Here is a 22499-nt window from a genome sequence, read left to right as displayed (position 1 = left end):
GTCAGGCCGCATGTCGCGCGAGCGCGACGCCGACGCGGACTTCGAGCTTGCTCATCGTGATGGTGGGGCCGCGCGGCGGCGCCGTCGAACGGTAGGTTGTGCCTGTGGGCGTCGTGAAAAGCGCCGTATGGGTGTGGGTTTCGTCGACGCTCGTGCTCACCCGCCACCCCGCATTTTCCTTGACGTAGTTGCAGTGTTCGCACAATCCGAGGCCGTTGTCCGCGGTGGTCGGGCCGCCGTCGGCCCACGGCTGCGCGTGGTCGCGGTGCCTGATCGGCGCGTCGCAGTAGGGAGTGCGGCAGTGTTGATCGCGGAGCCCGATGAACGCGGCCAGGCCCTGCGGGAAGAGTCGCGCTCGTGACTCCATGGCCACCAGCGCCCCGGATTGGGGATGCGTGTAGAGCCTGCGCAGGGTCGCTCGCGAACGTCGATCGGCGGCGGCCTCGGCGACCATGCTGCGCGCGACCGACGCGGGGATGGGGCCGTAGCCGGCGACGTCGGCCGGCGCATCGTCACCGCCGAGCAGCGTCTCGTCGGTCAGCGCGAGGTTGACCGCGACCGGGGTGGGGACCGTTGCGCTGCGGCCGGTGACCCTTTCCACCAGCGTGTCGGCCATCACCTGCCCGCGCGTTCGCCCGTCGCCGCAGGTGTCTGCCTCGCGGCGCAGCGTGGCATACACCGAAACCCCCTGAGCCACCGGCAATAACGCGGTGACATAGCTCATGGTGTCGGGCGCCGGGCGAATGGTGACGGTGCGGTCTTCCTCGGCCTTGGCCGCCCGCTCGACGATGGCGTGCGGATCGAGCCGGTAGGCGATCGCCTTCGCGGCCGCGGCCACTCGCGCGTCGCCCATGCCGCTCAGGCTCGACGGGTCGGCACACATCTCCGCGTCCAAGGCGCGACGGTCCTCGACGTCGAGGCATGCGCTCTCGCGCACGATCAGCGTCGCCCGCCACTCCGACAGGGCCCCGCATTCCAGGGCGGCCAGCGTATGCGGCATCTCGTGCACCAGGGCTTTGGCGAAACCGAGATGCCGGCCGCCCCGCGCGGGGGAGTCCTGTCGCGCCAGGGCGACCTCGCTTGCCACGCCGCGTCCGCGGCGCGCCGCGGGCACCCCGGTGGCCGCTTCGGTGGCTCGACGCGCCGCGTCCAGGGCGGCCGCCGCCCGGGCCTGGCCGGCGGCCGCCGCCGACTTGAGCATTTCCAGCTCGGCGATACGCTCTACCAGCGACGATTCATCGGCTGCCGGATCGACGGCGATCAATTCCTCGAACATACTTTCGATAGTAATTGTGCCCACTGACAAGCGGGCCCGTGGCTACTCTGGGCATGTGAGCCCCAGAGGGCGGATCCGAGTCGCGCGGGTCTACGACGACGTCGGCGCTGACGAGGGTCAGCGCGTGCTGGTCGATCGGGTCTGGCCGCGCGGCATGCGCAAAGACGACCCGCGGGTGGGCATCTGGTGCAAGGAGGTCGCACCCTCGAAGGACCTCCGTGAGTGGTACCGACACCGGGCGGAACGATTCGACGAGTTCACCTCGCGTTACGAGGCGGAACTGCGCGACAGCGCCGCGCTGGCGGAGTTGCGCAAGCTTGCCGAGCGGGGTCCGGTCACGTTGGTCACGGCCACCCGCGCGGTGGACATCAGCCAGGCGGTCGTCCTGGCGAAGCTCCTCGGAGCCCACTGACATGGGCGACGCGGAACGCGTCCTCCCCCGGGAATTGACTGATCTTCCCGAGGAGATCCGCAGCGTCCCGCCGCCGCCGATCCCGGACCTGCCCGAGCCGTACGGTTTGCGTCTTGCCGAGCCGGACGCCGACGCCGAGATGATCGCCGAGTGGATGGGCCGCCCGCACCTGGTCGAAGCCTGGGAGTCCCACTGGCCGGTGGCGCGGTGGCATCGATACCTGCGGGCGCAGCTCGACGGGGGCTTTTCTCGTCCGTTCCTGGCGCGGCACGACGGGGTGGACCGCGCCTATATCGAGTTATACCGGGCGGCAAAGGATTCCATCGCCACCCGCTACGACCACGATCCCTACGATCTTGGCTTGCACGTCGCGGTCGCCGATTTGGATTACATCCAGCGTGGTCACGTCGGTTACCTGCTGCCGCACTTGGTGGGCAGCATCTTCACGCTCGATCCCCGGTGTCGCAGAATCATGTTCGACCCCGACCACCGCAATGGGTTGGCGCGCAAGTTCTGTGAGCGTGGCGGCTGCGCATTCCTCGGCGAACACGACATGGCGAATCGGCGCATGGCCCTGTACGTGCTGCCCCGCACCCCCAAGGACATTCCCCGTCGGCCCGACGCCTGACTCAGAACAGCTCGGCGAGGCGCTGCCCGATTAACGCCGCCGCTACGCCCAACACCACGCTGACGACGATATTGGCGAGCGAGGAGCGCAGCTGGCGCTCCTCGCCGAGTCGCTGCGTTTCCAGCATCCAGGTCGAAAACGTGGTGTAGGCGCCGACGAACGCCGTGCCGGCCAGCAGGGCGGCCTCCTTGTTGAGCGCCAAACCCCCGAGAAATCCGAGAAGCGCTGCGCCACTGATATTTACGACGAGCGTGCCGAACGGGAACGGCCGGGACACCCGGCGCGCGACCGCACGGTCGATCACAAAGCGCAGCACCGATCCGACGCCGCCGATGAACGCGACGCCCAGCCACACCAGGGCAGTCGTCGCGGTGGTCATCGGCGCACCCGCACCCGGCGCACCAACTTGGTGGCCAGGTGCACCGCCAGCAGCCCGAGCACGATGCTGGCGACGGTGTAGCCGACGGCCAGCCCCCAATGACCGTGCTCGATCATCCTCACCGTCTCGACCTGCATCGTGGAGAAAGTCGTTAAACCGCCGCACAATCCGGTGCCCAGAAGCGGGCGCCGATAGCTTGACGTCGGCAACCGCTCCAGCAGCCGGGTGGTGAAGTAGCCCACCAGAAACGCCCCGACGATGTTGACCGTGAACGTCGGCCACGGCCAGCTCTCTGGGTGGCCGCCGGCGAGGTCGCTCAGGGCGGCCCGGGCCAGGGAACCCAGCGCCCCACCGGCAAACACCGCGGCCAATTCGCGATAGTCCCGTTGCGCCACTGGCGTCGATTCCCTTCGTTTGCCGGTGCGCTACGCAGCGTATGGCGGGAGTCCAGACCGGCGCAGGCCGGGGGCGCCGGGAGACGGGCAGAATTGGTAACCATGGTGGCCAACCCTCGCGCCGGTCAGCCGGCCCAACCCGAAGACCTTGTCGATCTGCCCCACCTGGTGACGGCCTATTACTCGATTCAGCCCGATCCCGGCGACGTCGCCCAGCAGGTGGCATTCGGCACGTCGGGCCACCGCGGGTCGGCGCTCAATGGGGCGTTCAACGAGGCGCACATCCTGGCGATCACCCAGGCCATCGTCGAGTACCGCGCCGCCCACGGCATTACCGGCCCGTTGTTCATCGGCCGGGACACGCACGGCCTCTCCGAGCCGGCCTGGGTCTCCGCTCTGGAGGTGCTGGCCGCCAACGACGTAGTAGCGGTGGTGGACAGCCGCGACCGGTATACGCCGACGCCGGCGGTCAGCCACGCCATCCTCACCTACAACCGCGGTCGCACCGACGCGCCGGCCGACGGGATCGTCGTGACGCCGTCGCACAACCCGCCCTCGGACGGGGGCTTCAAATACAACCCGCCCAACGGCGGCCCAGCCGACACCGACGCCACCAACGCAATCGCCAAGCGCGCCAACGAGATTCTGGGCGACGGCTCGGGCGTCAAGCGCATCCCGCTGGCCCGCGCGCTGCAGACCGCGCAGCGCCACGACTACCTCGGTAACTACATCGACGACCTGCCCAACGTGGTCGACATCGATGCCATCCGCGCGGCCGGGGTGCGGATCGGCGCCGACCCGCTAGGCGGGGCGAGCGTGGACTACTGGGGCGAGATCGCCACCCGGCACCGCCTGGATCTGACCGTGGTCAATCCGCTGGTCGACGCCACATGGCGGTTCATGACGCTCGACCACGACGGCAAGATCCGGATGGACTGCAGCTCACCGGACGCGATGGCGGGACTCATCCGCGCGATGTCCGACAACCCCGGCCGCTACCAGATCGCCACGGGCAACGACGCCGACTCGGACCGCCACGGCATCGTCACCCCCGACGCGGGGCTGCTCAACCCGAACCACTACCTGGCGGTGGCCATCGAATACCTGTACACGCAGCGGCCATCGTGGCCGGGCGGCATCGCGGTCGGCAAGACCGCGGTCAGTTCGTCGATGATCGACCGGGTGGTCGCCGGCATCGGCCGCAAGCTCATCGAGGTGCCGGTCGGCTTCAAGTGGTTCGTCGACGGCCTGATCGAGGGCGGCATCGGCTTCGGCGGCGAGGAATCGGCCGGGGCGTCGTTCCTGCGGCGCGACGGGTCCGTGTGGACCACCGACAAGGACGGCATCATCCTGGCCCTGCTGGCCTCGGAGATGCTGGCCGTCACGGGGACGAGTCCCTCCCAGCGCTATCAACAGTTGACCGGCGAGTACGGCACGCCGTTCTACGCGCGGGTCGACGCGCCCGCCGACCGCGACCAAAAGGCCCGGCTCGCCAAGCTGTCCGCCGACGAGGTGACCGCGACGGAACTGGCGGGGGAGCCCATCACCGCCAAGCTGACCGCGGCACCCGGGAATGGGGCCGCATTGGGCGGATTGAAGGTGGCGACGGCCAACGCGTGGTTTGCCGCGCGACCGTCGGGAACCGAAGACGTGTACAAGATTTATGCGGAATCTTTCAACGGAGAAGAGCATTTAGCCGAGGTGCAAGAAACTGCGCGCGAGGTAGTTAATAAAGTCATTGGGTGACCCTTTCCCTCCGCCTTACCCGTCCGGGGGGACGCGCGTCGCGTTCGACCCGTCTGCCGCGCGAAGTTTGGATCCTTAGCTGGGCAAATATCATGGTCGCGCTTGGTTACGGAGTCATTTCACCGGCGCTGCCGTCTTTCGCCCGCAGTTTCGGCGTCAGCATCAAGGCGGTGACCTTCTTGGTCACCGTCTTTTCGTTGGCCCGCCTGTGTTTTGCGCCGGTCAGCGGGCAGCTGGTCCAGCGGCTGGGGGAACGGCGGATCTACATCGGCGGGATGGTGATCGTCGCGGTCTCCACCGGCGCGTGTGCGTTTTCCCAGGCTTACTGGCAATTGATGGCTTTCCGCGTCATCAGCGGAATCGGATCGACAATGTTTTATGTTTCGGCGCTGGGACTGATGATCCATATCAGCCCGCCCGACGCCCGCGGACGGGTCGCGGGCCTTTTCACCACGTCGTTCATGGTCGGGGCAGTGGGCGGCCCGGCCGTCGGCGCCCTGGCGGCCGGTTGGGGGCTCACCGCGCCGTTCATCGTGTACGGCGTCGCTTTGCTCGGTGTGGCGGTGGTGCTGTTTTTCGGATTGCGGAATTCGGCCCTGGCGGCCCCGGGGCCGCCGACGCGGTCGACGGTGACGATGCGAGAGGCGTTGCGCGTGCGCGCCTATTGGTCCTCGCTCGGGGCCAATTTCGCGACCGGTTGGTCGGCGTTCGGCCTTCGCGTCGCCCTGGTCCCCTTGTTCATCACCGACGTCATGGGCCGCGGCGTCGGCGTCATCGGCATTGCGCTAGCGGCATTCGCCGGGGGCAACGCGCTGGCCATGATCCCCAGTGGCTACCTGTCCGACCGGATGGGACGGCGCACGTTGATGATCGTGGGCCTGGCGTTGTCCGGCGCGGCGACCATCTTCTTGGGCGCGGCGTCGTCATTGCCGAGGTTTCTGGTCGCCGCGGTGGTGGTCGGGGCGGTGACGGGCATCTACATGTCGCCGATGCAGGCCGCCGTCGCCGACATCCTGGGCAGCGAGGCGCGCGCGGGCAGTCCGGTGGCGGCCGTGCAGATGATGTCCGACCTGGGCGCGATCGTCGGATCCATGACGCTCGGTTGGGTCGCCGAGCGGCTGAGCTACGGCTGGGGATTCATCATCAGCGGCATCGTTTTGCTGATCGCCGCGGTGGGCTGGGTGGTGGCGCCGGAGACCCGGACGGTGCCCGTTCCGGAGCCCGACCCCTTGCCGTCTCCGCACACGTTGAATCTTCCTGAGCAGCAACTTTGAAGGACGGTTACCGGTGGTGTAGCTTCGATGAGCACGACTTGGGGCTATGGCGCAGCTGGTAGCGCACCACACTGGCAGTGTGGGGGTCAGGGGTTCGAGTCCCCTTAGCTCCACCGAAATAACTGGGCGCATCGCGCCAATCGACGTCGCGGGTCTAGCAGAATGCGGCCGTCATGAAACTCCCGCCGGCCACGAGCGCGATGACGAGCGCGGCGGTCTCGTGTCCCGTCGACGCCGCGGCGACGACGCCGGCGACCGCGCTGATGAATATCGTGACGGCCAGAAACGCCATGAACAGCCGGTGCGAATTGACCGCCGCGCCGGAACGAGGCGTGACCATGGCCTTGTTCGTACGGTTCACGCCCACCATGAAATCTCCTTGGTTGTGACGCCCGCAACATATCACGCGCAGATGTGGCCTGCATCACACATCACTAGGCGCGCCGTGGTATCAGTCCGGTATCATTCGGCTATGGGAATGACTCTTCGGCCCAGTGAACAGCAGGCGGAAGCGCTGCGCAGGCAGGCCAGTGCGGAAGGCCGATCGATGCAGGCCGTCGCGCTGTCGGCCATCGACGAGTACATCGCCCGGCGGGCGCACAAGGCCAAGGTCGCCGATGCGCTGCAGCGCGTGCTCCGCGAGGAGGCAGGTGTTCTGGAGCGCCTCAAGGACGCATGACGGACCATCTGGACCTCGAGGATCTTCTGGAAATTGCCCGAAAAGCCGTCGGAGTGGACGTCATCGTCCGGGATTACGGCTTGCTTGAATCCGCTCTGGCGCGTCCTCGAGCCTCCATCTTCGGCCAGGACGCCTACCCGGATCTGCACGTCAAAGCCGCCGCACTGCTGCACTCGCTGACACGGAATCATGCGCTCGTGGACGGGAACAAGCGACTCGGGTGGGCGGCCTGCCGGACGTTCCTGGCAATCAACGCCCAGTGGATCAGTGCGCCCGAGGACGATCGCTTCGACTTGGTGATCCGGGTGGCCACCGGTGCGGTGGCCGATCTCGACGACATTGCGGCACAACTGCGCGGCTGGAGCCACCCGTGACCGCTACGAACCACGCCGGCTTCGGGCACGCCGTCATGCGGCGGCGATCCGCCAATTAGGTTTTCGCCTCGGGGCGCATTAATCTAGCCCGCGGTTCGATTGCGACTCAGGAAAGCAGCCATGCCTGTTCAGCCCACGTTGCTGCGCCGACAAGCGTCGCGCGGCGTTCGTCGACAGCGGGTCGTCCCCCGTGTGAAGTGTCCGATGGTCGGTCAGTGCTTCGACATCGAAGTCACCGGCGACGCCGACGGATGGGCGATCAACGTCCCCGAGATCGGCAGGTCCACGCGCACGACAAGTCGGGCCGCAGTGGAACTGGCCGCGCGCGAATGCATTTCAACCTGGACCGGCATCCCGATCGGCTATGTCGCCGTCTATGTCGTGAGCGAAATAGCTTAACGGTCGGCGGCGCATTGTTGTCGGGCCGCCTGCAGGATCGAGCCGGCGGTGAGAAACGCGGGTTTGTCGCGATCCTTGGCGTCGACGGGCAGTCCGGCCGCGCGGCGCAGCACCATCAGCGCAAGCCCGCTGTACGTCGCGTAAGGAACGATCAATAGGTTCACCCGCTCCTCGCCGCCGATGAACGTCATCACGTGCTGGCGCTTGTGCTCCCATCCGTGCCAGTTGAAGTCGGGCGGACGTTGTAGGGCCGGCCAGTTGACGTTGACGGAGCAGATGTCGCCGAGCAGGGGGGTCAGCGCCGCGACAAGGCCGGGCAATTCGTTGGTGATGCGGTCCGCGCGTGGCCACCACGCTCCGTCGATGTCGCCGCCCAACTGGCGGGCTACCGAGACGCGGACGGGGACGGCCGCCCGTCGGCTCGCCGTGCGATACACAGTTGTTCCCTACGTTTCGGCATCGCTCGTCCGCGGTCGCGTGGCGAGCGGAGGAATCGCATTGCCCTTGGGTGTCCTCTGCGCCCATTGCGGTGGAAAACCGCTGACAACGAAACGGCTCACGCCCGACGCTACCCCACCACCGGGGTTCGCCGGCCATGCGAGGGGACAGCGGAACCCCGACGCGGCGTGCCCGGCGGGCCCAGAAAATGGCATTCGGGGCGAACAAGAGGAGTATGGGCGTTATGGCCACACAGAATTGGTGCGATGCACCCGAGATTCACCCGTCGCAGATCCGGGTCGGCGACGTCATCGGCACGCGACGCCCCACCGAATTGCGCCTCACCGTCAAGATGATCAGTGGCCCGCAGAGCGATCCGCGGCAGTGGACATTTTTCAGCCGCGACGACAACGGCCAACAGCGCACCAGCACGTTCGGCGAGGATGACGTGGTTCGCCGATACGCCAAGGCGTGACGGCAACGCCTAAGGGCGCCAACGGATCTAGGGCCTAGCGGCGATCGCGATCGACTTCGTGTCCAGGTAACCGTCGAGGCCTTCGGGCCCGAGTTCGCGGCCGTAGCCGCTGGCCTTGACGCCCCCGAAGGGCGCGAACGGATCCATCGTGTAGCCCTGGTTGACGCCGACGGTCCCGGTGTGGATGCGGGTCGCCATCGCCAGCGCACGGTCGCTGTCGTTGCTCCACACCGAGCCGGCCAGGCCGTAATCGGAATCGTTGGCGATCGCCAGCGCCTCCTCGTCATCGCGGTAGGGGATGACGGTGATGACGGGCCCAAAGATCTCCTCCCGGGCGATGCGCATCGAATTGTCGGCCGCCGCGAACAGGGTGGGCCGGACATACCAGCCGCGGTCGAGTCCGTCGGGCATGGCGGCGCCGCCGACGACGACGCGCGCCCCCTCGTTCTGGCCGATCTCGATGTAGTCGCGAACGCGTCGCTGCTGGCGCCGGGACACCAACGGGCCGAGCTGGGTGTCGGGATCGTTGGGATCGCCGACGCGAAGGCCGGCCATCTCGGCCGCGAGCGCGTCGACGTACTCGTCGTGGCGCCCCTGGGGCACCAGCACCCGGGTGAGCGCGTTGCAGATCTGGCCGCTGTTGGACAGGCTCGCGGATCGCACCCCGGCGGCCACCTTGTCCGGCGATGCGTCGTCGAGAACCAGGGCGGCGGACTTGCCGCCGAGTTCCAGGCTGACTTTGGTGAGGTTGACCGCACAGGATGCGGCCACCGCCCGCCCCGCCGCGGTGGAGCCGGTGAACGACACTTTGTCGACGCCCGGGTGGGCGACGAGGTAGGCGCCCAGCGCACCGTCGCCCGGCAGGATGCTGACCACGCCCGGCGGAAGGCCGGCTTCGGCGATCATCTCGCCTAAAAGCAGCGCGTCCAACGGGCTTTCGGGGGCGGGTTTGAGCACGACGGCGCAACCGGCCAACAGCGCGGGCACCAGTTTGGTGACGATGAGGAACTGGGGCATGTTCCAGGGCACGATCGCCGCGACGACGCCGACGGGTTCCTTGCGGACGTGCACGTCGCTTCCGAAGAACCCGGGCCTGGTCTCCTGCCACGGGTGCCGTTCGGCCAGGTCGCAGAACGCGCGCATCATGAATGCCGGCAGGCCGACCTGGGCCCGCTGGGCGAAGCTGATCGGGGCGCCGATCTCCGCCGTGATCGTGGTGGCCATCTCCGCGCGGCGTCCGTCGTAGATGTCGGCCAGGCGCCGGATCGCGGCGACCCGTTGCGCCGGCTCGCTGCGGCCCCAGGGCCCGAAGGCCGCGCGCGCCGCCGCCACCGCCGCGTCGACGTCGTCGGATCCCGCCGCATTGACCTCGGCGATCGGTTCCTCGGTGTGCGGAGAGATGACGTGCAAGACGCCGGCCCGCGGCCGCGCCCCATCGCTTCCGGCGATCTGCACTGCGGGGTGATGGTCCATCCGCGCCTCCCGGGGCCAGTATCAACTACTTGCTATTGGTGACACGAGGATATACCGTCGGCCGTGACGGAGCCCTCAGGGATCGGTGAAACCGGTGCGCGGGTGGTTGTTTTCGCGCAGGCATTGCTGCAGTTTCGCTGAGATTGGACTGCTAAGGAGCGATCATGGCTCGATTTCCTAAACCGCCGGAGGGGAGCTGGACCCAGCATTACCCGGAATTGGGCACCGAGCCGGTGTCCTACCGGGACTCGATCAGCCCCGAGATCTATGAGTTGGAACGTGACGCCATCTTCAAGCGTGCCTGGCTCAATGTCGGTCGCGTTGAACAGCTTCCGCGCAAAGGCAGTTACCTCACCCGCGAGCTGAAGGTTGTCAACACCTCAATCATCTTGGTGCGCACCACGTCTGGCGACATCAAGGCTTATCACAACGTGTGCCGGCATCGCGGCAACAAGCTGGTGTGGAACGACATGCCGCAGGAAGAAACGGCCGGGGTGTGCCGGCAGTTCACCTGCAAGTACCACGGCTGGCGCTACGACCTGGACGGCAACCTGACCTTCGTGCAGCAGGAGGAGGAGTTCTTCGACCTCGACAAGGGCCGCTACGGGCTGGTGCCGGTGCACTGCGACGTGTGGGAAGGGTTCATCTTCGTCAACTTCGCCAAGAAGCCAGAGCAGTCGCTGCGAGAGTTCCTCGGACCCATGATCACCGGGCTGGAAGGTTATCCCTTCGACAAGATGGTCTCGCGCTGGTGCTATCGCTCCGAGGTCAAGGCGAACTGGAAGCTCTACATGGACGCGTTCCAGGAGTTCTATCACGCGCCCGTGTTGCACGCGAACCAGTCACCGACCGCGTACTCGAAGGCCGCCGCCGAGGCGGGTTTTGAGGCCCCGCACTACCGGCTGGACGGGCCGCACCGGCTGGTCAGCACCTCGGGGGTGCGCGCCTGGGAAATGGCCGACGAGATGCGCAAGCCGATGGAGGACATCTGCCAGAGCGGGCTGTTCGGGCCATGGGACAAGCCCGATCTGGGCCCGATGCCCGAGGGGCTCAACCCGGCGAAATGTGATCCGTGGGGGCTGGATTCGTTCCAGCTGTTCCCCAACTTCGTCATCCTGTTCTGGGGCCAGGGCTGGTATCTGACCTACCACTACTGGCCGACGTCGTATAACAGTCACCTCTTCGAGGGCACGCTGTACTTCCCGGCGCCGCGCACCCCGCGTGAGCGCGTCGCTCAGGAACTGGCGGCGGTGTCGTTCAAGGAATATGGGCTGCAGGACGCCAACACGCTGGAGGCGACCCAGACGATGCTCGAATCCCAGGTGATCGACGAGTTCCTGCTGTGCGACCAGGAGGTCCTGATCCGTCACCTCCACAAGGAGACCGCCGCCTGGATCGATGACTATCGCCGGACGACGAGCGCGGGGGTGTGAACGAGATGCCGATGCTGCCCGCCGAGTTCGCCGATCTCGAACCGTTCGCCGACTGGTGCCTGGCGAGCGAACCCGAGCGCTACGCCAAGAGGCTGGCCAGTTCGATGGTCGAAATGAAGGCCTTCTACGACGCGATCACCCCGCGGGCCGAGGAGGCATTGTCGTTCTGCGACAAGTTCTCTCTCGACGACCTGCCGGACGACGTTCTGAATCTGATGCACCTGCTCTACTCCATGATCATGGTGTCGTTCCCGGTGGAGTGCTGGAAGCAACCCCGCGTCCCCGACTCGGGTGCTTCGACCCTGGACTGCGTGTCCGAGCCGGTTCCATGACCGAGTCGACCGTCCTGCGGGCGGCGCGGTGGGCCGATGTCGTGACGGGCCGGATCCACGCTCCGGCGGTGATCGTGGTCGACGGCGAACGCATCTCGGCGATCAATCCCGAAGGGCCGCTGCCGGATTCGGCCACCATCGTCGATCTCGGCGACGTGACGCTGCTGCCGGGCCTGATGGACATGGAGCTCAACCTGCTCATCGGGGGGCCCGGCGGGCCGGAGGGCCTGCCGTCGCCCATGCATGGCGTGCAGGACGACCCCGCCTATCGCACGTTGCGCGGTGCGGTCAACGCGCGCACCACCCTGGAGGCCGGGTTCACCACGGTGCGCAATCTCGGGCTGATGGTCAAGACCGGCGGGTATCTGCTCGACGTGGCGCTGCAGCGCGCCATCGACCAGGGCTGGCACGTCGGGCCGCGCATCTATCCCGCCGGCCATGCCGTCACCCCGTACGGCGGGCACCTGGACCCGACGGTCTTTCAGCGGTTGGCGCCCGGGGTCATGCCGCTCTCGGTGGCCGAGGGCATCGCCAACGGCGTACCCGACGTGATCGCCTGCGTGCGTTACCAAATCCGGCACGGCGCCAAGCTGATCAAGGTGTCGGCCTCGGGCGGGGTGATGTCGCACAGCACCGCGCCCGGCGCGCAGCAGTACTCCGACGCCGAGTTCGCCGCGATCGCCGACGAAGCCCACCGGGCCGGAGTCCGCGTGGCCGCGCACGCCGTCGGGGACACCGCGGTCCAGGCCTGCATCCGCGCCGGCATCGACTGCATCGAACACGGCTTTTTGGCCAGTGACGAAACGATCCAGATGATGGTCGACCACGGCACCTTCCTGGTCTCGACCACCTACCTGACGGAGGCCATGGCCATCGACCGCATCGCGCCGGAGCTGCGCAAGAAGGCGCTGGAGGTGTTTCCGCGCGCAAAGGCCATGCTGCCCAAGGCGATCGACGCGGGCGTCCGGATTGCGTGCGGCACCGACGCGCCGGCCATCCCGCACGGCCAAAACGCCAAAGAACTGGGCGCGCTGGTGCAGCGGGGCATGACTCCCGCGCAGGCAATCCGGGCGGCCACGGTGGTGGCCGCCGAGCTGATCGACGCCGACGACGAGTTGGGCAGGCTGGCGCCCGGCTATCTCGCGGACATCATCGCTGTGCCGGGAGACCCGTTCGACGACATCGCCAAGACGCTCGACGTCCGCTTTGTCATGAAGAACGGACAGATCTACAAAAGCCCCGCGGCCTGACGGAGGCAGGTATGGAACTCACCGACAACATCCTGTGGCTGCTCAAGCAGGCCTTCTATTACTCCCTGACCACGATCAACGAGGCGATGCGCGAACACGGCGTGAGCACCGCTCAGATCGGTGTGCTGCGCCAATTGGCCAACGAACCCGGGTTGTCCGGCGCCGAATTGGCGCGGCGGCTGCTGATCAGCCCGCAAGGCGTCCAGCTCGCGCTCACCGCGTTGGAACGCCGCGCCCTGGTGGAAAGGAAGCAGGACCCCCAGCACGCGCGCATCCTGCGGGCCTACCTGACCGGCGAGGGCCGCAAAGTCGCCGAAACGGTGGTCAGTGACGCGATCGCCGCACACCAGGAGGTGTTCGGCGTGCTGACCGAGGAAGAGCAGCGCACCCTGCGCGAATTGCTGGGCCGCGTGGTCGAAAAGGGCACCGGCCATGAGCTGTTCGACGATCACGTCGACGGATGACGTGACCAATATCTAGTACTTGAGACTAATCGCAAGTAGTTGATACTCTGACGGAGATGGGCGATCACCACAGCACAGCGAACGCCGGTCCGGCGACCGTGACCGGCGGCGCAGCGGGCGCTGTCGACATGGCCGAGGCCCCGGAAGGCTTTGTGCCGCTTCGGGTCAAGCAGGTGATACCCGAAACCCGCGACGCCGTGTCGATCGTTCTCGATGTTCCCCGGGGCAGCGCGGCACGGTTCGGCTACCAAGCCGGGCAATTCCTGACGCTGCTGGTCCGCGTCGACGGGCGCGAGTACCGGCGCTGCTACTCGATGTCGTCATCTCCCGCGGTCGGCGAGGACCTGCGCATCACGGTCAAACGCGACCGCGGCGGCGCGGTGTCCAACTGGCTCAACGACACCGCCGCACCCGGCGACCTGCTCTACGCCCTGCCACCGCAGGGACGCTTCGTCTTGAACGACACCGGCCGGAACCTGGTCGCGTTCGCCGGCGGAAGCGGCATCACGCCGGTGTTTTCGCTGTTGCGCACCGCGCTGGTGTGCGGCACGCGCGGCGCGCGGTTGTTCTACGCCAACCGAAACCGGGACGCGGTGATCTTCGACGAGGCCCTCAAAACGCTGGAAAAGCGCCACGCGGACCGCTTCGTCCTGCACCACCATCTCGACGACCAACGCGGCTTCGCCACCCAGGCGGACATCGCCGCGTTCGTCGAGAACACCGACGGCGCCGACTTCTACGTCTGCGGGCCGAACGAGTTCATGGACACGGTGCGAACCGCCCTGGGCGCGGCGGGCGTGCCCACCAGCCGCCTGCACATCGAGCATTTCGACGTGGCCGACGTGGCCGCGGCGGCGCCGCCCGAGACCGAGCCGGTCACCGACGAGGTCACCATCGTGCTGGACGGATCGACGACCACCGCGCCGTACTACGCGGGCAACACGCTGTTGCAGACAGCCCGCATGGCGGGGCTGCGGGCGCCGTCCTCGTGTGAAATCGGTTCGTGTGGAACGTGTATGGGGCGCCTGACGCAGGGTAGCGCCCGGATGATCAACAACGATGCGCTCGACCAGGATGAGGTCGACGACGGCTGGGTGCTGACGTGTCAGGCCGTGCCGACCAGTCCCACGGTGCGGGTGGTCTACGAATGAGCGATAGGGCGGCGGATGCGATGACCAAGGTGGCGGTGGTGACCGGCGGCGCCTCAGGCATGGGCGAGGCGACATGTCACGAATTGAGCCGGCGCGGCCTCAAGGTGGCCGTCCTCGATGTCAACGAGCATGCGGCGCAACGCGTCACCGACGGCCTGCGCGCCGAAGGCGCGACCGCGCTCGCGGTGGGCGCCGACGTCACCGATCGGTCCGCCGTCGAGCAGGCGTTCGCGAAGGTGCGCAGCGAACTGGGACCGGTGACGGTCCTGGTGACCAGCGCCGGGATGTTCGGGTTTTCGCCCTTCTTGGACATCACCGCCGAATCCTGGTCGCGGATCATCGATGTCAACCTGACCGGCACGTTTCATTGCTGCCAGGTCGCGCTCCCGGACATGGTGGAGGCGAACTGGGGGAGAATCGTGATGATCTCGTCGTCGAGCGCCCAGCGCGGATCCCCGTTCGCAGCCCACTACGCGGCCTCCAAAGGCGCGGTGATCACGTTGACCAAGTCGCTGGCCCGCGAATACGCCGCGAACGGGATCACCGTCAACAACATTCCGCCCTCGGGCATCGAGACCCCGATGCAGCACCAGGGCCAGGCCGCCGGGTACCTGCCCTCCAACGAGCAGATCGCCAGCAATATCCCGGTGGGCTACTTGGGCACCGGGGCCGACATCGCGGCCGCGGTGGGCTTTTTGTGTTCGGAAGAAGCGAGGTACATCACCGGTCAGGTCTTGGGCGTCAATGGCGGATCGGTGATGTGATAGTGAGGATGCGATGACGAGATCAGGCCGGCCGCCGGAAGGCTCCTGGACCGAGCACTACCCCGAATTGGGCACGGGCCCCGTCTCTTTCAGGGATTCGACGTCCCGCGAGTTCTACGAACTCGAGCGGGAGGCGATCTTCAAGCGGGCGTGGCTCAACGTCGCCCGGGTGGAGGAATTGCCCCGCGTCGGCAGCTACCTGACCAAAGAGATCGAAGTCGTCGGCGCGTCGGTGATCGTGGTCAAGGGCAAAGACGAGCGAATCCGCGCCTTCTACAACGTGTGCCGGCATCGCGGAAACAAGTTGGTGTGGAACGACTATCCCGGCGAGGAGACCCGCGGCACCTGCCGGCAGTTCACCTGCAAGTACCACGGCTGGCGCTACGACCTGCAGGGCGCGCTGAAGTTCGTGCAGCAGGAATCGGAGTTCTTCGACCTCGATCCCGCGAAGTATGGGCTGCGTCCGGTGCACTGCGACGTGTGGAACGGCTTCGTCTTCATCAACTTCGACACCGAGCCGCGCCAGAGCCTGCGCGAGTTCCTCGGCCCGATGATCACCGGGCTGGACGACTATCCGTTCGGGAAGCTGACCGAACGCTACGACTGGGTGGCCCACAACAACAGCAACTGGAAGATCTTCGCCGACGCCTTCCAGGAGTACTACCACGTGCCGTCGCTGCACTCGCAGCAGGTGCCGGCGGAGGTGCGCGACCCCAACGCCGGATTCACCTGCGGGCACTTCCAACTCGACGGCCCGCACCGGCTGGTCTCCACCGCTGGGCGGCGCCGCTGGCTGTTGCCGCCGGAATACATGTACCCGATCGAGCGCGCCACCCGCAGCGGGCTGGTGGGGCCGTGGCAGACCCCGGACATCGGCGAGCTGCCGGCCGGGCTCAACCCGGGTGGGATCGAGCCCTGGGGGATCAGCAATTTCCAGATCTTCCCGAACATCGAGATTTTGATCTACGGCGGATGGTATCTGCTGTACCGGTACTGGCCCACCTCGCACAACACGCACCGGTTCGAGGCGTACACCTACTTCCACCCGGCGAGCACCGTGCGCGAGCGCATCGAGCACGAGGTCGCCGCGGTGGTGCTCAAAGAGTTTGCGCTACAAGACGCCGGAATGCTCGGCGGGACCCAGGCGGCGCTGGAATACGGCATCGTCGACGACTTTCCCCTCAACGACCAAGAGATCTTGGTACGCCACCTGCACAAGGTCGTCGTCGATTGGGTCGAAGCGTATCGCCGCGAACAGGATCCGGTGGGGGTGTGACCATGCATCCCATGTTGCCCAGCGCATTCGCCGAGCTGGAGGACTACGCCCAAACCTGGTGCCTGGCAACCGAAACCGAGCGCTGGAACGCCCGGGTCGGCGCGTCGATGCCGCAGCTACTCGACTTCTACAACGCGTTTTTCCCCCGCCTCGAAGAGGCCATCGACTACTGCGACAAGTTTCCGCTCGACAACCTGCCCGACGATGCGCTCAACCTGTTGCACATGATCTATTCGCTGGTCATGGTCGCCATGGCGGTGGAGATCATGCATCAACCGGCTCCGGTCGACGCCGCCGACGCGGTCATGACCCGGACCGGCTGGCCGGTGCCCTGATTCATCCCTCTCCGGAAAGGAGCGACCATGGGTCTGCTCACCATCACCAAACTCACCGAGTCCGTCGGCGCCGAGGTCGCGGGCCTGGGGCCCACCGAGCTGGCCGACGACTCGGTCGGCGCGGCGGTGTTGGATGCGTTGGAAGACAACGGAGTTCTGGTCTTCCGCGGCCTGCACCTCGATCCTGCGGCCCAGGTCGGCTTCTGCCGCCTCCTCGGCGAGGTCGATCACTCCTCCGACGGCCATCACCCGGTGCCCGGCATCTACCCGATCACGCTGGACAAGTCCAAGAACGCCTCGGCCGCCTACCTGAAGGCCACCTTCGACTGGCACATCGACGGCTGCACGCCGCTGGGCGACGAATGCCCCCAGAAGGCCACGGTGCTCTCGGCGGTGCGGGTGGCCGAATGGGGCGGGGAAACCGAGTTCGCCAACAGCTACGCCGCCTACGACGACCTGACCGATGAGGAGAAGCAGCGGTTCGGCACGTTGCGCGTGGTGCACTCGCTGGAAGCCTCCCAGCGCCGCGTGTATCCCGATCCCTCCCCGGAACAGGTGCAGCGCTGGCGATCTCGGCGCACGCATGAGCATCCCCTGGTGTGGACGCACCGCAGCGGCCGCAAATCACTCGTGCTGGGCGCCTCCGCGGACTACGTCGTCGGCATGGAGCTCGACGAGGGCCGCGCCCTTTTGGACGAGCTCCTGGCGCGCGCGACGACGCCCGAGAAGGTCTACAGCCACAGCTGGTCGGTCGGGGACACCGTCATCTGGGACAACCGCGGGGTGCTGCACCGTGCGGCCCCGTACGACCCGGACTCCCAACGCGAAATGCTGCGCACCACCGTGCTCGGCGACGAGCCGATCGAATGACCACGGACGGTCATCACCCGCTGCGCCTGACACCGCTGCCCGCCGGGGAATGGGACGAGCGCGCCCGGGAATCGCTGGCATCCCTGATCCCCACCGAGCGGGCGAATCCCGTTGGTGCGGGCAATGTTTTGTCCACCCTCGTCCGCCATCCCGATCTGACCGCGGCCTACCTGCCGTTCAACGCGTACCTGCTGACCCGATCGACGCTGTCGCCGCGGGTGCGAGAAGTCGCGCTGCTTCGCGTGGTGCATCAGAGCAAGTGCGGCTATCTGTGGTCGCACCACCTCCCCATCGCCGCGCGAGCGGGGCTGTCCGAATCCGAGATCGACGACATTCGGACCGGCCGCTGCGCCGATGAGACCGACCGGGCCGTGATCGCCGCCGTCGACGATCTCACGGCCGACAGCACGGTCGCCGAGACGACCTGGGATGACCTGTGCCGCTTGTTCACCGAGCAGCAATGCCTGGATCTGATCTTCACCATCGGTGGCTACCTGCTGCTGGCCTTGGCCGTCAACACTTTCGGCGTCCAAGACGAGGCGCACCACTGAGATCAGATTTTCAGGTAACCCTTGTCGGCGGGGATCTGCGCGGCGGTGACGAGCGAGGACGCGTCGCTGGCGAGCCACAGCACGATGTCGGAGACCAGGTCCGGGTCGGCGAGTGAATCGGTGGGCAGCGCGCCGGGGGAGAAGCTGTGAATGTAGGTCTGGTGGTCGGCGAAGAGTTGCCACATCGAGGGGTCGTTGCCCATCGGGGTGTCGGTGCCATACGGGTGCACCGAGTTCACCCGGATGCCGTACCCGCCGAGCTCGACCGCCAGGGAGTTGGTCATGCCGACCACACCGAACTTGCTAGCGCAGTAATGACCGCACCCCGGTACGGCCTTCACGCCCGCGGCCGAGCTGATGGTGATGATCGAGCCCCCATTGCCGGCCTGAATCATCGCGGGCACAGTGGCTTTGATGGTGTTCCACACACCGGTCAGGTTCACGTCGAGGACGTCCTGCCATTGTTGCGCCGAGATCTCCCAGAGTCGCCCCCAGTTCAACACCCCCGCGTTCGCGACGACGATGTCGAGGCGGCCGAATTGGGTGATCGCCTCGTCGACCACCCGCTGTTGCCCCGCGGCGTCCCGGACATCGACCTGCTCGGCCAGCATCTTGCGGCCTTCGCTTTCCACCAGGCGCGTCGTCTCGGCCAGGTCTTCGGGCGTCGAGGCGGGATAGCCGTTGTGCGCCGCCACCGGGGCGCACGCGTCGATGGCGACGATGTCGGCGCCGGCCCGCGCCAACCGGACGCAATGGGAGCGGCCCTGCCCACGCGCGGCGCCGGTGACGAAGGCGACTCGGCCGGCCAGGGGAGTGTCGTTGGCGCTCATGCGATTCGGGCCTTCCGTGTCGGGGTGGCAGTGGGATTGGACGATCAGCGCTGCGGCAGCGGGCGGGAACGCACCAGCGTCGGCCACCAGAACCACGGCCCGAGGATGCGCAGGATGCACGGCACGACGAACGAGCGCACGATCAGGGTGTCGAGCAGCAGGCCGATGCACACGGTGGAGCCCACCTGACCGATGGTCCGCAGATCGCTGGTGAGCATGGCCAGCATGGTGAACGCGAACACCAGGCCCGCGGATGTGACCACGCCCCCGGTGCTGCCGAGCGCGCGGATGAGACCGGTGTGGATGCCGCCGTGCAACTCCTCTTTGACCCTGTTGATCAGCAGCAGGTTGTAGTCCGACCCGACGGCCACCAGGATGATGAACGTCAGCGGCAGGACCAGCCAGTGCAAATGCAGGCCCACGAGGTGCTGCCAGAAAAGTATGGACAGGCCGAACGCGCCGGCGTAGGAGAAGGCCACCGTTCCGGGAATCACCAACGCCGCCACCAGACTTCGCGTGATGAACATCATGATCAAGAAAATCAGCACAAACGCCGCGATCGCCGCGATCAGCAGGTCCGACATCGCGTATTGCTTGATGTCCTTGTCGTTGGACCCCGAGCCGCCGATGTAGACCCGGGCGCCGGCAAGCGAGGTCTCCTTGAGGATCGTCTTGATCGCGTCGGGGAACTGTTCGACGTGCTCCACCCCTTCGGGTCCCATCGCGTCGCCCTCGTGGGTGACGATGAAGCGGGCCGCCTTGCCGTCGGGCGACATCATCAACTTCATGCCCGTCTTGACGTCCTCGTTGTCGAAACCCTCGTGCGGGATATAGAAGTAGTCGTCGCTGCGGGACCGGTCGAAGTCGTTGCCCACGTTGATCAGGTCGTCGAACGTCTGGTCGGTCTGGATGGACTGCAGATCCGCCGACCCGTAACTGTTGACCAACTTCAACTGCAGCGCCTCGGTGTCGTCGGCGGTGGCTTTCAGTTGGGCGATGATCTGCGGGAACGCCTTGTCCACCTCCGTGAGCGAGATTCTGGCGTGGTTGATGTCCTCGGCCAGGTGGTCGATGTGGTCGATGGTGTCCCACAGGGATCGGAACGCCCAGCAGATGGGGATGTCGAAACAGTGCTTCTCCCAATAGAAGTAGCTCTTGATCGGGCGGAAGAAGTCGTCGAGATTTGAGACTTCCTCGTTCATCTCTTCGCTGACCCGTTGCAGGTCCTCCACGGTGAGCACCGTCTGGTGCAATTCGTCGGACACCTTTTGGAAAAAGCCGATCTCCTTTCGCAGCACCGCGACGGAGTGCGCCTGGATCTCGGCCTGCGCGTCGGTGTTTGAGTTCTGCTCCCTGTTGAACGGGAGTTGTTGGCCGTTGCCGCTGCCCTGCGTGGTGAACAGGTACGGGATGCTGGCGTGCTCGAGCGCCCGGCCCAGGGGCCTGGTCATACCCTGCACCATCGCCACGCCGTGCAGCCGGATCAGGGCCTTGGCGACCCGGTCCAGCGAGATGAAGTCGGCCGAATTGCGCATGTCGTGGTCGGTTTCGACCATCAGCATCTCGGAGAACAGCTTGCTCTTGGGGAAGTGCCGATCCGCCGCCTGGAAACCCAGGTTGGCGGGCGCGCCGGCCGGCTGGTACTGCCGGTCGTCGTAGTTCTGCCGGTAGGTGGGGACGAAGATCGCCCCGATCATGACGACGGCGGAGCTGGCCGCCAGGATGGGCACCGGCCAGCGCACCACGCTCGCCCCGATGCGCCGGTACAACAGTCCCTTGGTGCTGGTCCTCGGGTCGAACATCCCGAAGAGGCTGCCCACGGTCAAGACCGCCGGGCCCAGCGTCATCGCCGCGGCGATGGTGAACAGCATGGTGATCGCGACGGCCGGCCCCATCGTGTGGAAGTAGTTCAGGCGCGCAAACGTCAAGCAGTAGCACGCGCCGGCGATCGTCAGGCCGGACCCGATGATGATGGGCGCCACGCCCTTGTAGGCGATGTAGAAACTGTCCTCCCGGCTTTCGCCGGCCTGCCGCGCCTCGTGATATCGGCCCATCAGGAATATGCCGTAATCCGTGCCCGCTCCCAGGGTCAGCGCGATGACGATGTTCACCGCGAACGACGAGAGTTCGATGTACCCGTAATGCCCGAGGGTCGAGACGACGCCCTTGGCGACGAGCATCTCGATGAGGACACCGAGCAAGGGCACCAACAGGGTTGAGGGCGTGCGGTACACGAGCAGCAGCATCACGACGATGAGGATGATCGTCACGATGGTGACGTTGTTCAGGCTGGCGTTGGCGATGGCGAGGGTGTCGGAGGCCAGCGGGGCCGCGCCGCTGACATAGACCTTGAGCCCGGGTGGCGGGGTGTCCTTCTTGATGATGTCGCGGACGGCGTCCACGGACTGGTTCGCCTGAATCTGGCCGATGTCGCCGGCGAGACGCAGCAGCACGTAGGTGCACTTGCCGTCGACGCTTTGCGCCCCCGCCGCCGTAAACGGCTTGCCCCACAAATCCATCACGTATTGCACGTGTTTGGTGTCGTTTTGGAGGCGGCGCATCAGGTCGTCGTAGTACCGGTGATCCTGGTCTCCCAGTTGCCGGTTCGCCTCGAAGACCACCATGGTCAGGTTGGTCGAGTTCGATTCCTGAAACTTTTCGCCGATGTGCAGCAGCGCCCGCTGGGAGGGGGCGTAGTGCGGGACCATGGGCCCGGCGAGTTCCTCTGCGACCCGTTCCACTTGGGGCATAAAGGTATTCGTCGTGACCGCGAGCAGGCCCCAGAAGAAGATGATCGGTATCGCGAAAGCGCGGACCATCCTGGGGATGAACGGACGCTTGACCCTGGGCTCATCGGGGCGATGCTCGCTCATGCCGATTTCACCCTGCACTGGACGTCGGCGTCCTGATGGTCATCCGACTGTTCGTCGCGGACTACGCCATTGACCAGCATCCGGCAGCCGACCTGGCCGCCATGAACGTGCACCGAAATGCTGCCGGACGCCACCGTGAGTGTGGTGGTCTCCGTGTGGGTCCACGGCAGGGTCGTGAAATCAACCTGATGCGGGTGGCCCTCGATGTCGATGTAGACGAGCTTGCCGCCCTGCCCGGGGGAGCCGAACACCTCATAGGTGATCCGTTTGGGGTTGAACTGCTCGGGGGCCTGCGGACCGTTGACGGTGATGACCGGCTCCGGCTCGGAGAACTGGTGCACCTTGTACATGCACAGCAGGCCCACACCGACCGCGACGACGGCGACCAACGGCATCCAGATTCGCGCCAGGACAGTCCGCCC

The 22499-nt window shown here is 66.5% G+C and carries 27 protein-coding genes and 1 tRNA gene; 19 read left to right on the top strand and 9 right to left on the bottom strand.

Features of this window, described 5'->3' with window-relative positions; genetic code table 11:
- Position 1: 1 nt before the first annotated feature.
- Complete coding sequence (locus K883_RS02395; protein ID WP_036453641.1) at positions 2-1276, bottom strand: HNH endonuclease; 1275 nt, start codon at positions 1274-1276, stop codon at positions 2-4.
- Positions 1277-1331: 55 nt separating this feature from the next.
- Between K883_RS02395 and K883_RS02390 the strand changes: the two genes are divergently transcribed.
- Both K883_RS02390 and K883_RS02385 read left to right on the top strand, forming a co-directional pair.
- Positions 1332-1688 carry a DUF488 domain-containing protein gene (locus tag K883_RS02390; RefSeq protein ID WP_036453639.1) on the top strand — a complete coding sequence of 119 codons (357 nt, stop codon included), beginning with the start codon at positions 1332-1334 and terminating at the stop codon, positions 1686-1688.
- A 1-nt stretch (position 1689) separates the two neighbouring features.
- Positions 1690-2316, top strand: coding sequence for a GNAT family N-acetyltransferase (locus K883_RS02385; RefSeq protein WP_036453637.1), 627 nt, complete (start codon positions 1690-1692; stop codon positions 2314-2316).
- A gap of 1 nt (position 2317) precedes the next feature.
- Here the strand turns inward: K883_RS02385 and crcB (K883_RS02380) are convergent, their stop codons facing one another.
- Complete coding sequence (gene crcB, locus K883_RS02380; RefSeq protein ID WP_036453635.1) at positions 2318-2695, bottom strand: fluoride efflux transporter CrcB; 378 nt, start codon at positions 2693-2695, stop codon at positions 2318-2320.
- A complete protein-coding gene (gene crcB / locus K883_RS02375) occupies positions 2692-3090 on the bottom strand; it encodes a fluoride efflux transporter CrcB (RefSeq protein ID WP_008259297.1) in 399 nt (132 codons plus the stop codon). The genes crcB (K883_RS02380) and crcB (K883_RS02375) overlap by 4 nt, the downstream gene beginning before the upstream one ends.
- 102 nt (positions 3091-3192) lie before the next feature.
- Between crcB (K883_RS02375) and pgm the strand changes: the two genes are divergently transcribed.
- The 3 genes from pgm (at position 3193) to K883_RS02360 (ending at position 6223) form a co-directional block, all read left to right on the top strand.
- Positions 3193-4836 carry a phosphoglucomutase (alpha-D-glucose-1,6-bisphosphate-dependent) gene (pgm, locus tag K883_RS02370; RefSeq protein WP_036453633.1) on the top strand — a complete coding sequence of 548 codons (1644 nt, stop codon included), beginning with the start codon at positions 3193-3195 and terminating at the stop codon, positions 4834-4836.
- A 71-nt stretch (positions 4837-4907) separates the two neighbouring features.
- A complete protein-coding gene (locus K883_RS02365) occupies positions 4908-6110 on the top strand; it encodes an MFS transporter (protein WP_255348951.1) in 1203 nt (400 codons plus the stop codon).
- Positions 6111-6150: 40 nt separating this feature from the next.
- Positions 6151-6223 (top strand) — tRNA-Ala (locus K883_RS02360).
- 41 nt (positions 6224-6264) lie between these two features.
- Here the strand turns inward: K883_RS02360 and K883_RS02355 are convergent.
- A complete protein-coding gene (locus K883_RS02355; protein ID WP_009954684.1) occupies positions 6265-6480 on the bottom strand; it encodes a hypothetical protein in 216 nt (71 codons plus the stop codon).
- Between the two features lie 102 nt (positions 6481-6582).
- On the opposite strand from K883_RS02355, the gene K883_RS02350 reads away from it, so the two are divergent.
- The 3 genes from K883_RS02350 (at position 6583) to K883_RS02340 (ending at position 7562) form a co-directional block, all read left to right on the top strand.
- A complete protein-coding gene (locus K883_RS02350) occupies positions 6583-6789 on the top strand; it encodes a hypothetical protein (RefSeq protein ID WP_026071253.1) in 207 nt (68 codons plus the stop codon).
- A complete protein-coding gene (locus K883_RS02345) occupies positions 6786-7163 on the top strand; it encodes a type II toxin-antitoxin system death-on-curing family toxin (RefSeq protein ID WP_036453630.1) in 378 nt (125 codons plus the stop codon). Before K883_RS02350 ends, K883_RS02345 begins: the two co-directional genes overlap by 4 nt.
- A gap of 204 nt (positions 7164-7367) precedes the next feature.
- Positions 7368-7562, top strand: coding sequence for a hypothetical protein (locus K883_RS02340; protein ID WP_036453629.1), 195 nt, complete (start codon positions 7368-7370; stop codon positions 7560-7562).
- Here the strand turns inward: K883_RS02340 and K883_RS02335 are convergent.
- On the bottom strand, positions 7559-7999 hold the full coding sequence (locus K883_RS02335) for a DUF5994 family protein (RefSeq protein WP_036453626.1): 441 nt from the start codon (positions 7997-7999) through the stop codon (positions 7559-7561). The genes K883_RS02340 and K883_RS02335 overlap by 4 nt on opposite strands.
- A gap of 245 nt (positions 8000-8244) precedes the next feature.
- On the opposite strand from K883_RS02335, the gene K883_RS02330 reads away from it, so the two are divergent.
- Positions 8245-8475: a hypothetical protein gene (locus K883_RS02330; RefSeq protein WP_036453624.1), complete on the top strand. Its 231-nt coding sequence runs from the start codon at positions 8245-8247 to the stop codon at positions 8473-8475.
- 27 nt (positions 8476-8502) lie between these two features.
- Here K883_RS02330 and K883_RS02325 read toward each other — a convergent pair whose 3' ends face one another.
- Positions 8503-9948, bottom strand: a complete 1446-nt coding sequence (locus tag K883_RS02325) for an aldehyde dehydrogenase (RefSeq protein ID WP_051701136.1) — start codon at positions 9946-9948, stop codon at positions 8503-8505.
- 164 nt (positions 9949-10112) lie between these two features.
- Here K883_RS02325 and K883_RS02320 point away from each other — a divergent pair, with 164 nt between their 5' ends.
- The 10 genes from K883_RS02320 to K883_RS02275 are packed head-to-tail and all read left to right on the top strand — an operon-like array spanning position 10113 to position 18374.
- Positions 10113-11381: an aromatic ring-hydroxylating oxygenase subunit alpha gene (locus K883_RS02320; RefSeq protein ID WP_008259274.1), complete on the top strand. Its 1269-nt coding sequence runs from the start codon at positions 10113-10115 to the stop codon at positions 11379-11381.
- Complete coding sequence (locus K883_RS02315) at positions 11378-11713, top strand: hypothetical protein (protein WP_008259272.1); 336 nt, start codon at positions 11378-11380, stop codon at positions 11711-11713. The genes K883_RS02320 and K883_RS02315 overlap by 4 nt, the downstream gene beginning before the upstream one ends.
- The gene (locus K883_RS02310; RefSeq protein ID WP_008259270.1) at positions 11710-12963 is read left to right on the top strand and encodes a metal-dependent hydrolase family protein; all 1254 of its coding nucleotides are present in this window, start codon (positions 11710-11712) and stop codon (positions 12961-12963) included. The genes K883_RS02315 and K883_RS02310 overlap by 4 nt, the downstream gene beginning before the upstream one ends.
- An 11-nt stretch (positions 12964-12974) precedes the next feature.
- Positions 12975-13427: a MarR family winged helix-turn-helix transcriptional regulator gene (locus tag K883_RS02305; RefSeq protein WP_008259268.1), complete on the top strand. Its 453-nt coding sequence runs from the start codon at positions 12975-12977 to the stop codon at positions 13425-13427.
- A gap of 56 nt (positions 13428-13483) precedes the next feature.
- Positions 13484-14578 (top strand): ferredoxin--NADP reductase, encoded by a 1095-nt coding sequence (locus K883_RS02300; protein WP_036453622.1) that lies wholly within the window; start codon positions 13484-13486, stop codon positions 14576-14578.
- Positions 14579-14598: 20 nt separating this feature from the next.
- Positions 14599-15342: an SDR family NAD(P)-dependent oxidoreductase gene (locus tag K883_RS02295; RefSeq protein WP_036453621.1), complete on the top strand. Its 744-nt coding sequence runs from the start codon at positions 14599-14601 to the stop codon at positions 15340-15342.
- Between the two features lie 13 nt (positions 15343-15355).
- A complete protein-coding gene (locus K883_RS02290; protein WP_009954698.1) occupies positions 15356-16618 on the top strand; it encodes an aromatic ring-hydroxylating oxygenase subunit alpha in 1263 nt (420 codons plus the stop codon).
- Positions 16615-16953 carry a hypothetical protein gene (locus K883_RS02285; RefSeq protein WP_009954699.1) on the top strand — a complete coding sequence of 113 codons (339 nt, stop codon included), beginning with the start codon at positions 16615-16617 and terminating at the stop codon, positions 16951-16953. Before K883_RS02290 ends, K883_RS02285 begins: the two co-directional genes overlap by 4 nt.
- A gap of 27 nt (positions 16954-16980) precedes the next feature.
- Entirely contained in the window at positions 16981-17823 is an 843-nt protein-coding gene (locus K883_RS02280; RefSeq protein ID WP_036453619.1) for a TauD/TfdA dioxygenase family protein, read from the top strand.
- Positions 17820-18374, top strand: coding sequence for a carboxymuconolactone decarboxylase family protein (locus tag K883_RS02275; RefSeq protein WP_008259255.1), 555 nt, complete (start codon positions 17820-17822; stop codon positions 18372-18374). Before K883_RS02280 ends, K883_RS02275 begins: the two co-directional genes overlap by 4 nt.
- A 2-nt stretch (positions 18375-18376) precedes the next feature.
- Here K883_RS02275 and K883_RS02270 read toward each other — a convergent pair whose 3' ends face one another.
- From K883_RS02270 to K883_RS02260, 3 genes are read right to left on the bottom strand one after another with little or no spacing between them, the layout of a single operon-like run.
- A complete protein-coding gene (locus K883_RS02270; protein ID WP_020823293.1) occupies positions 18377-19204 on the bottom strand; it encodes a mycofactocin-coupled SDR family oxidoreductase in 828 nt (275 codons plus the stop codon).
- A 44-nt stretch (positions 19205-19248) separates the two neighbouring features.
- Entirely contained in the window at positions 19249-22077 is a 2829-nt protein-coding gene (locus K883_RS02265; protein WP_036453617.1) for an MMPL/RND family transporter, read from the bottom strand.
- The gene (locus tag K883_RS02260; protein ID WP_014380803.1) at positions 22074-22472 is read right to left on the bottom strand and encodes an MmpS family transport accessory protein; all 399 of its coding nucleotides are present in this window, start codon (positions 22470-22472) and stop codon (positions 22074-22076) included. The genes K883_RS02265 and K883_RS02260 overlap by 4 nt, the downstream gene beginning before the upstream one ends.
- Positions 22473-22499: the final 27 nt, after the last annotated feature.

This window comes from Mycobacterium sp. TKK-01-0059, assembly GCF_000709305.1.
Lineage (GTDB): Bacteria > Actinomycetota > Actinomycetes > Mycobacteriales > Mycobacteriaceae > Mycobacterium > Mycobacterium intracellulare.
The sequence above is the reverse complement of the archived record's forward strand: the minus strand, read 5'-3'. Positions and strand labels throughout refer to the sequence as shown.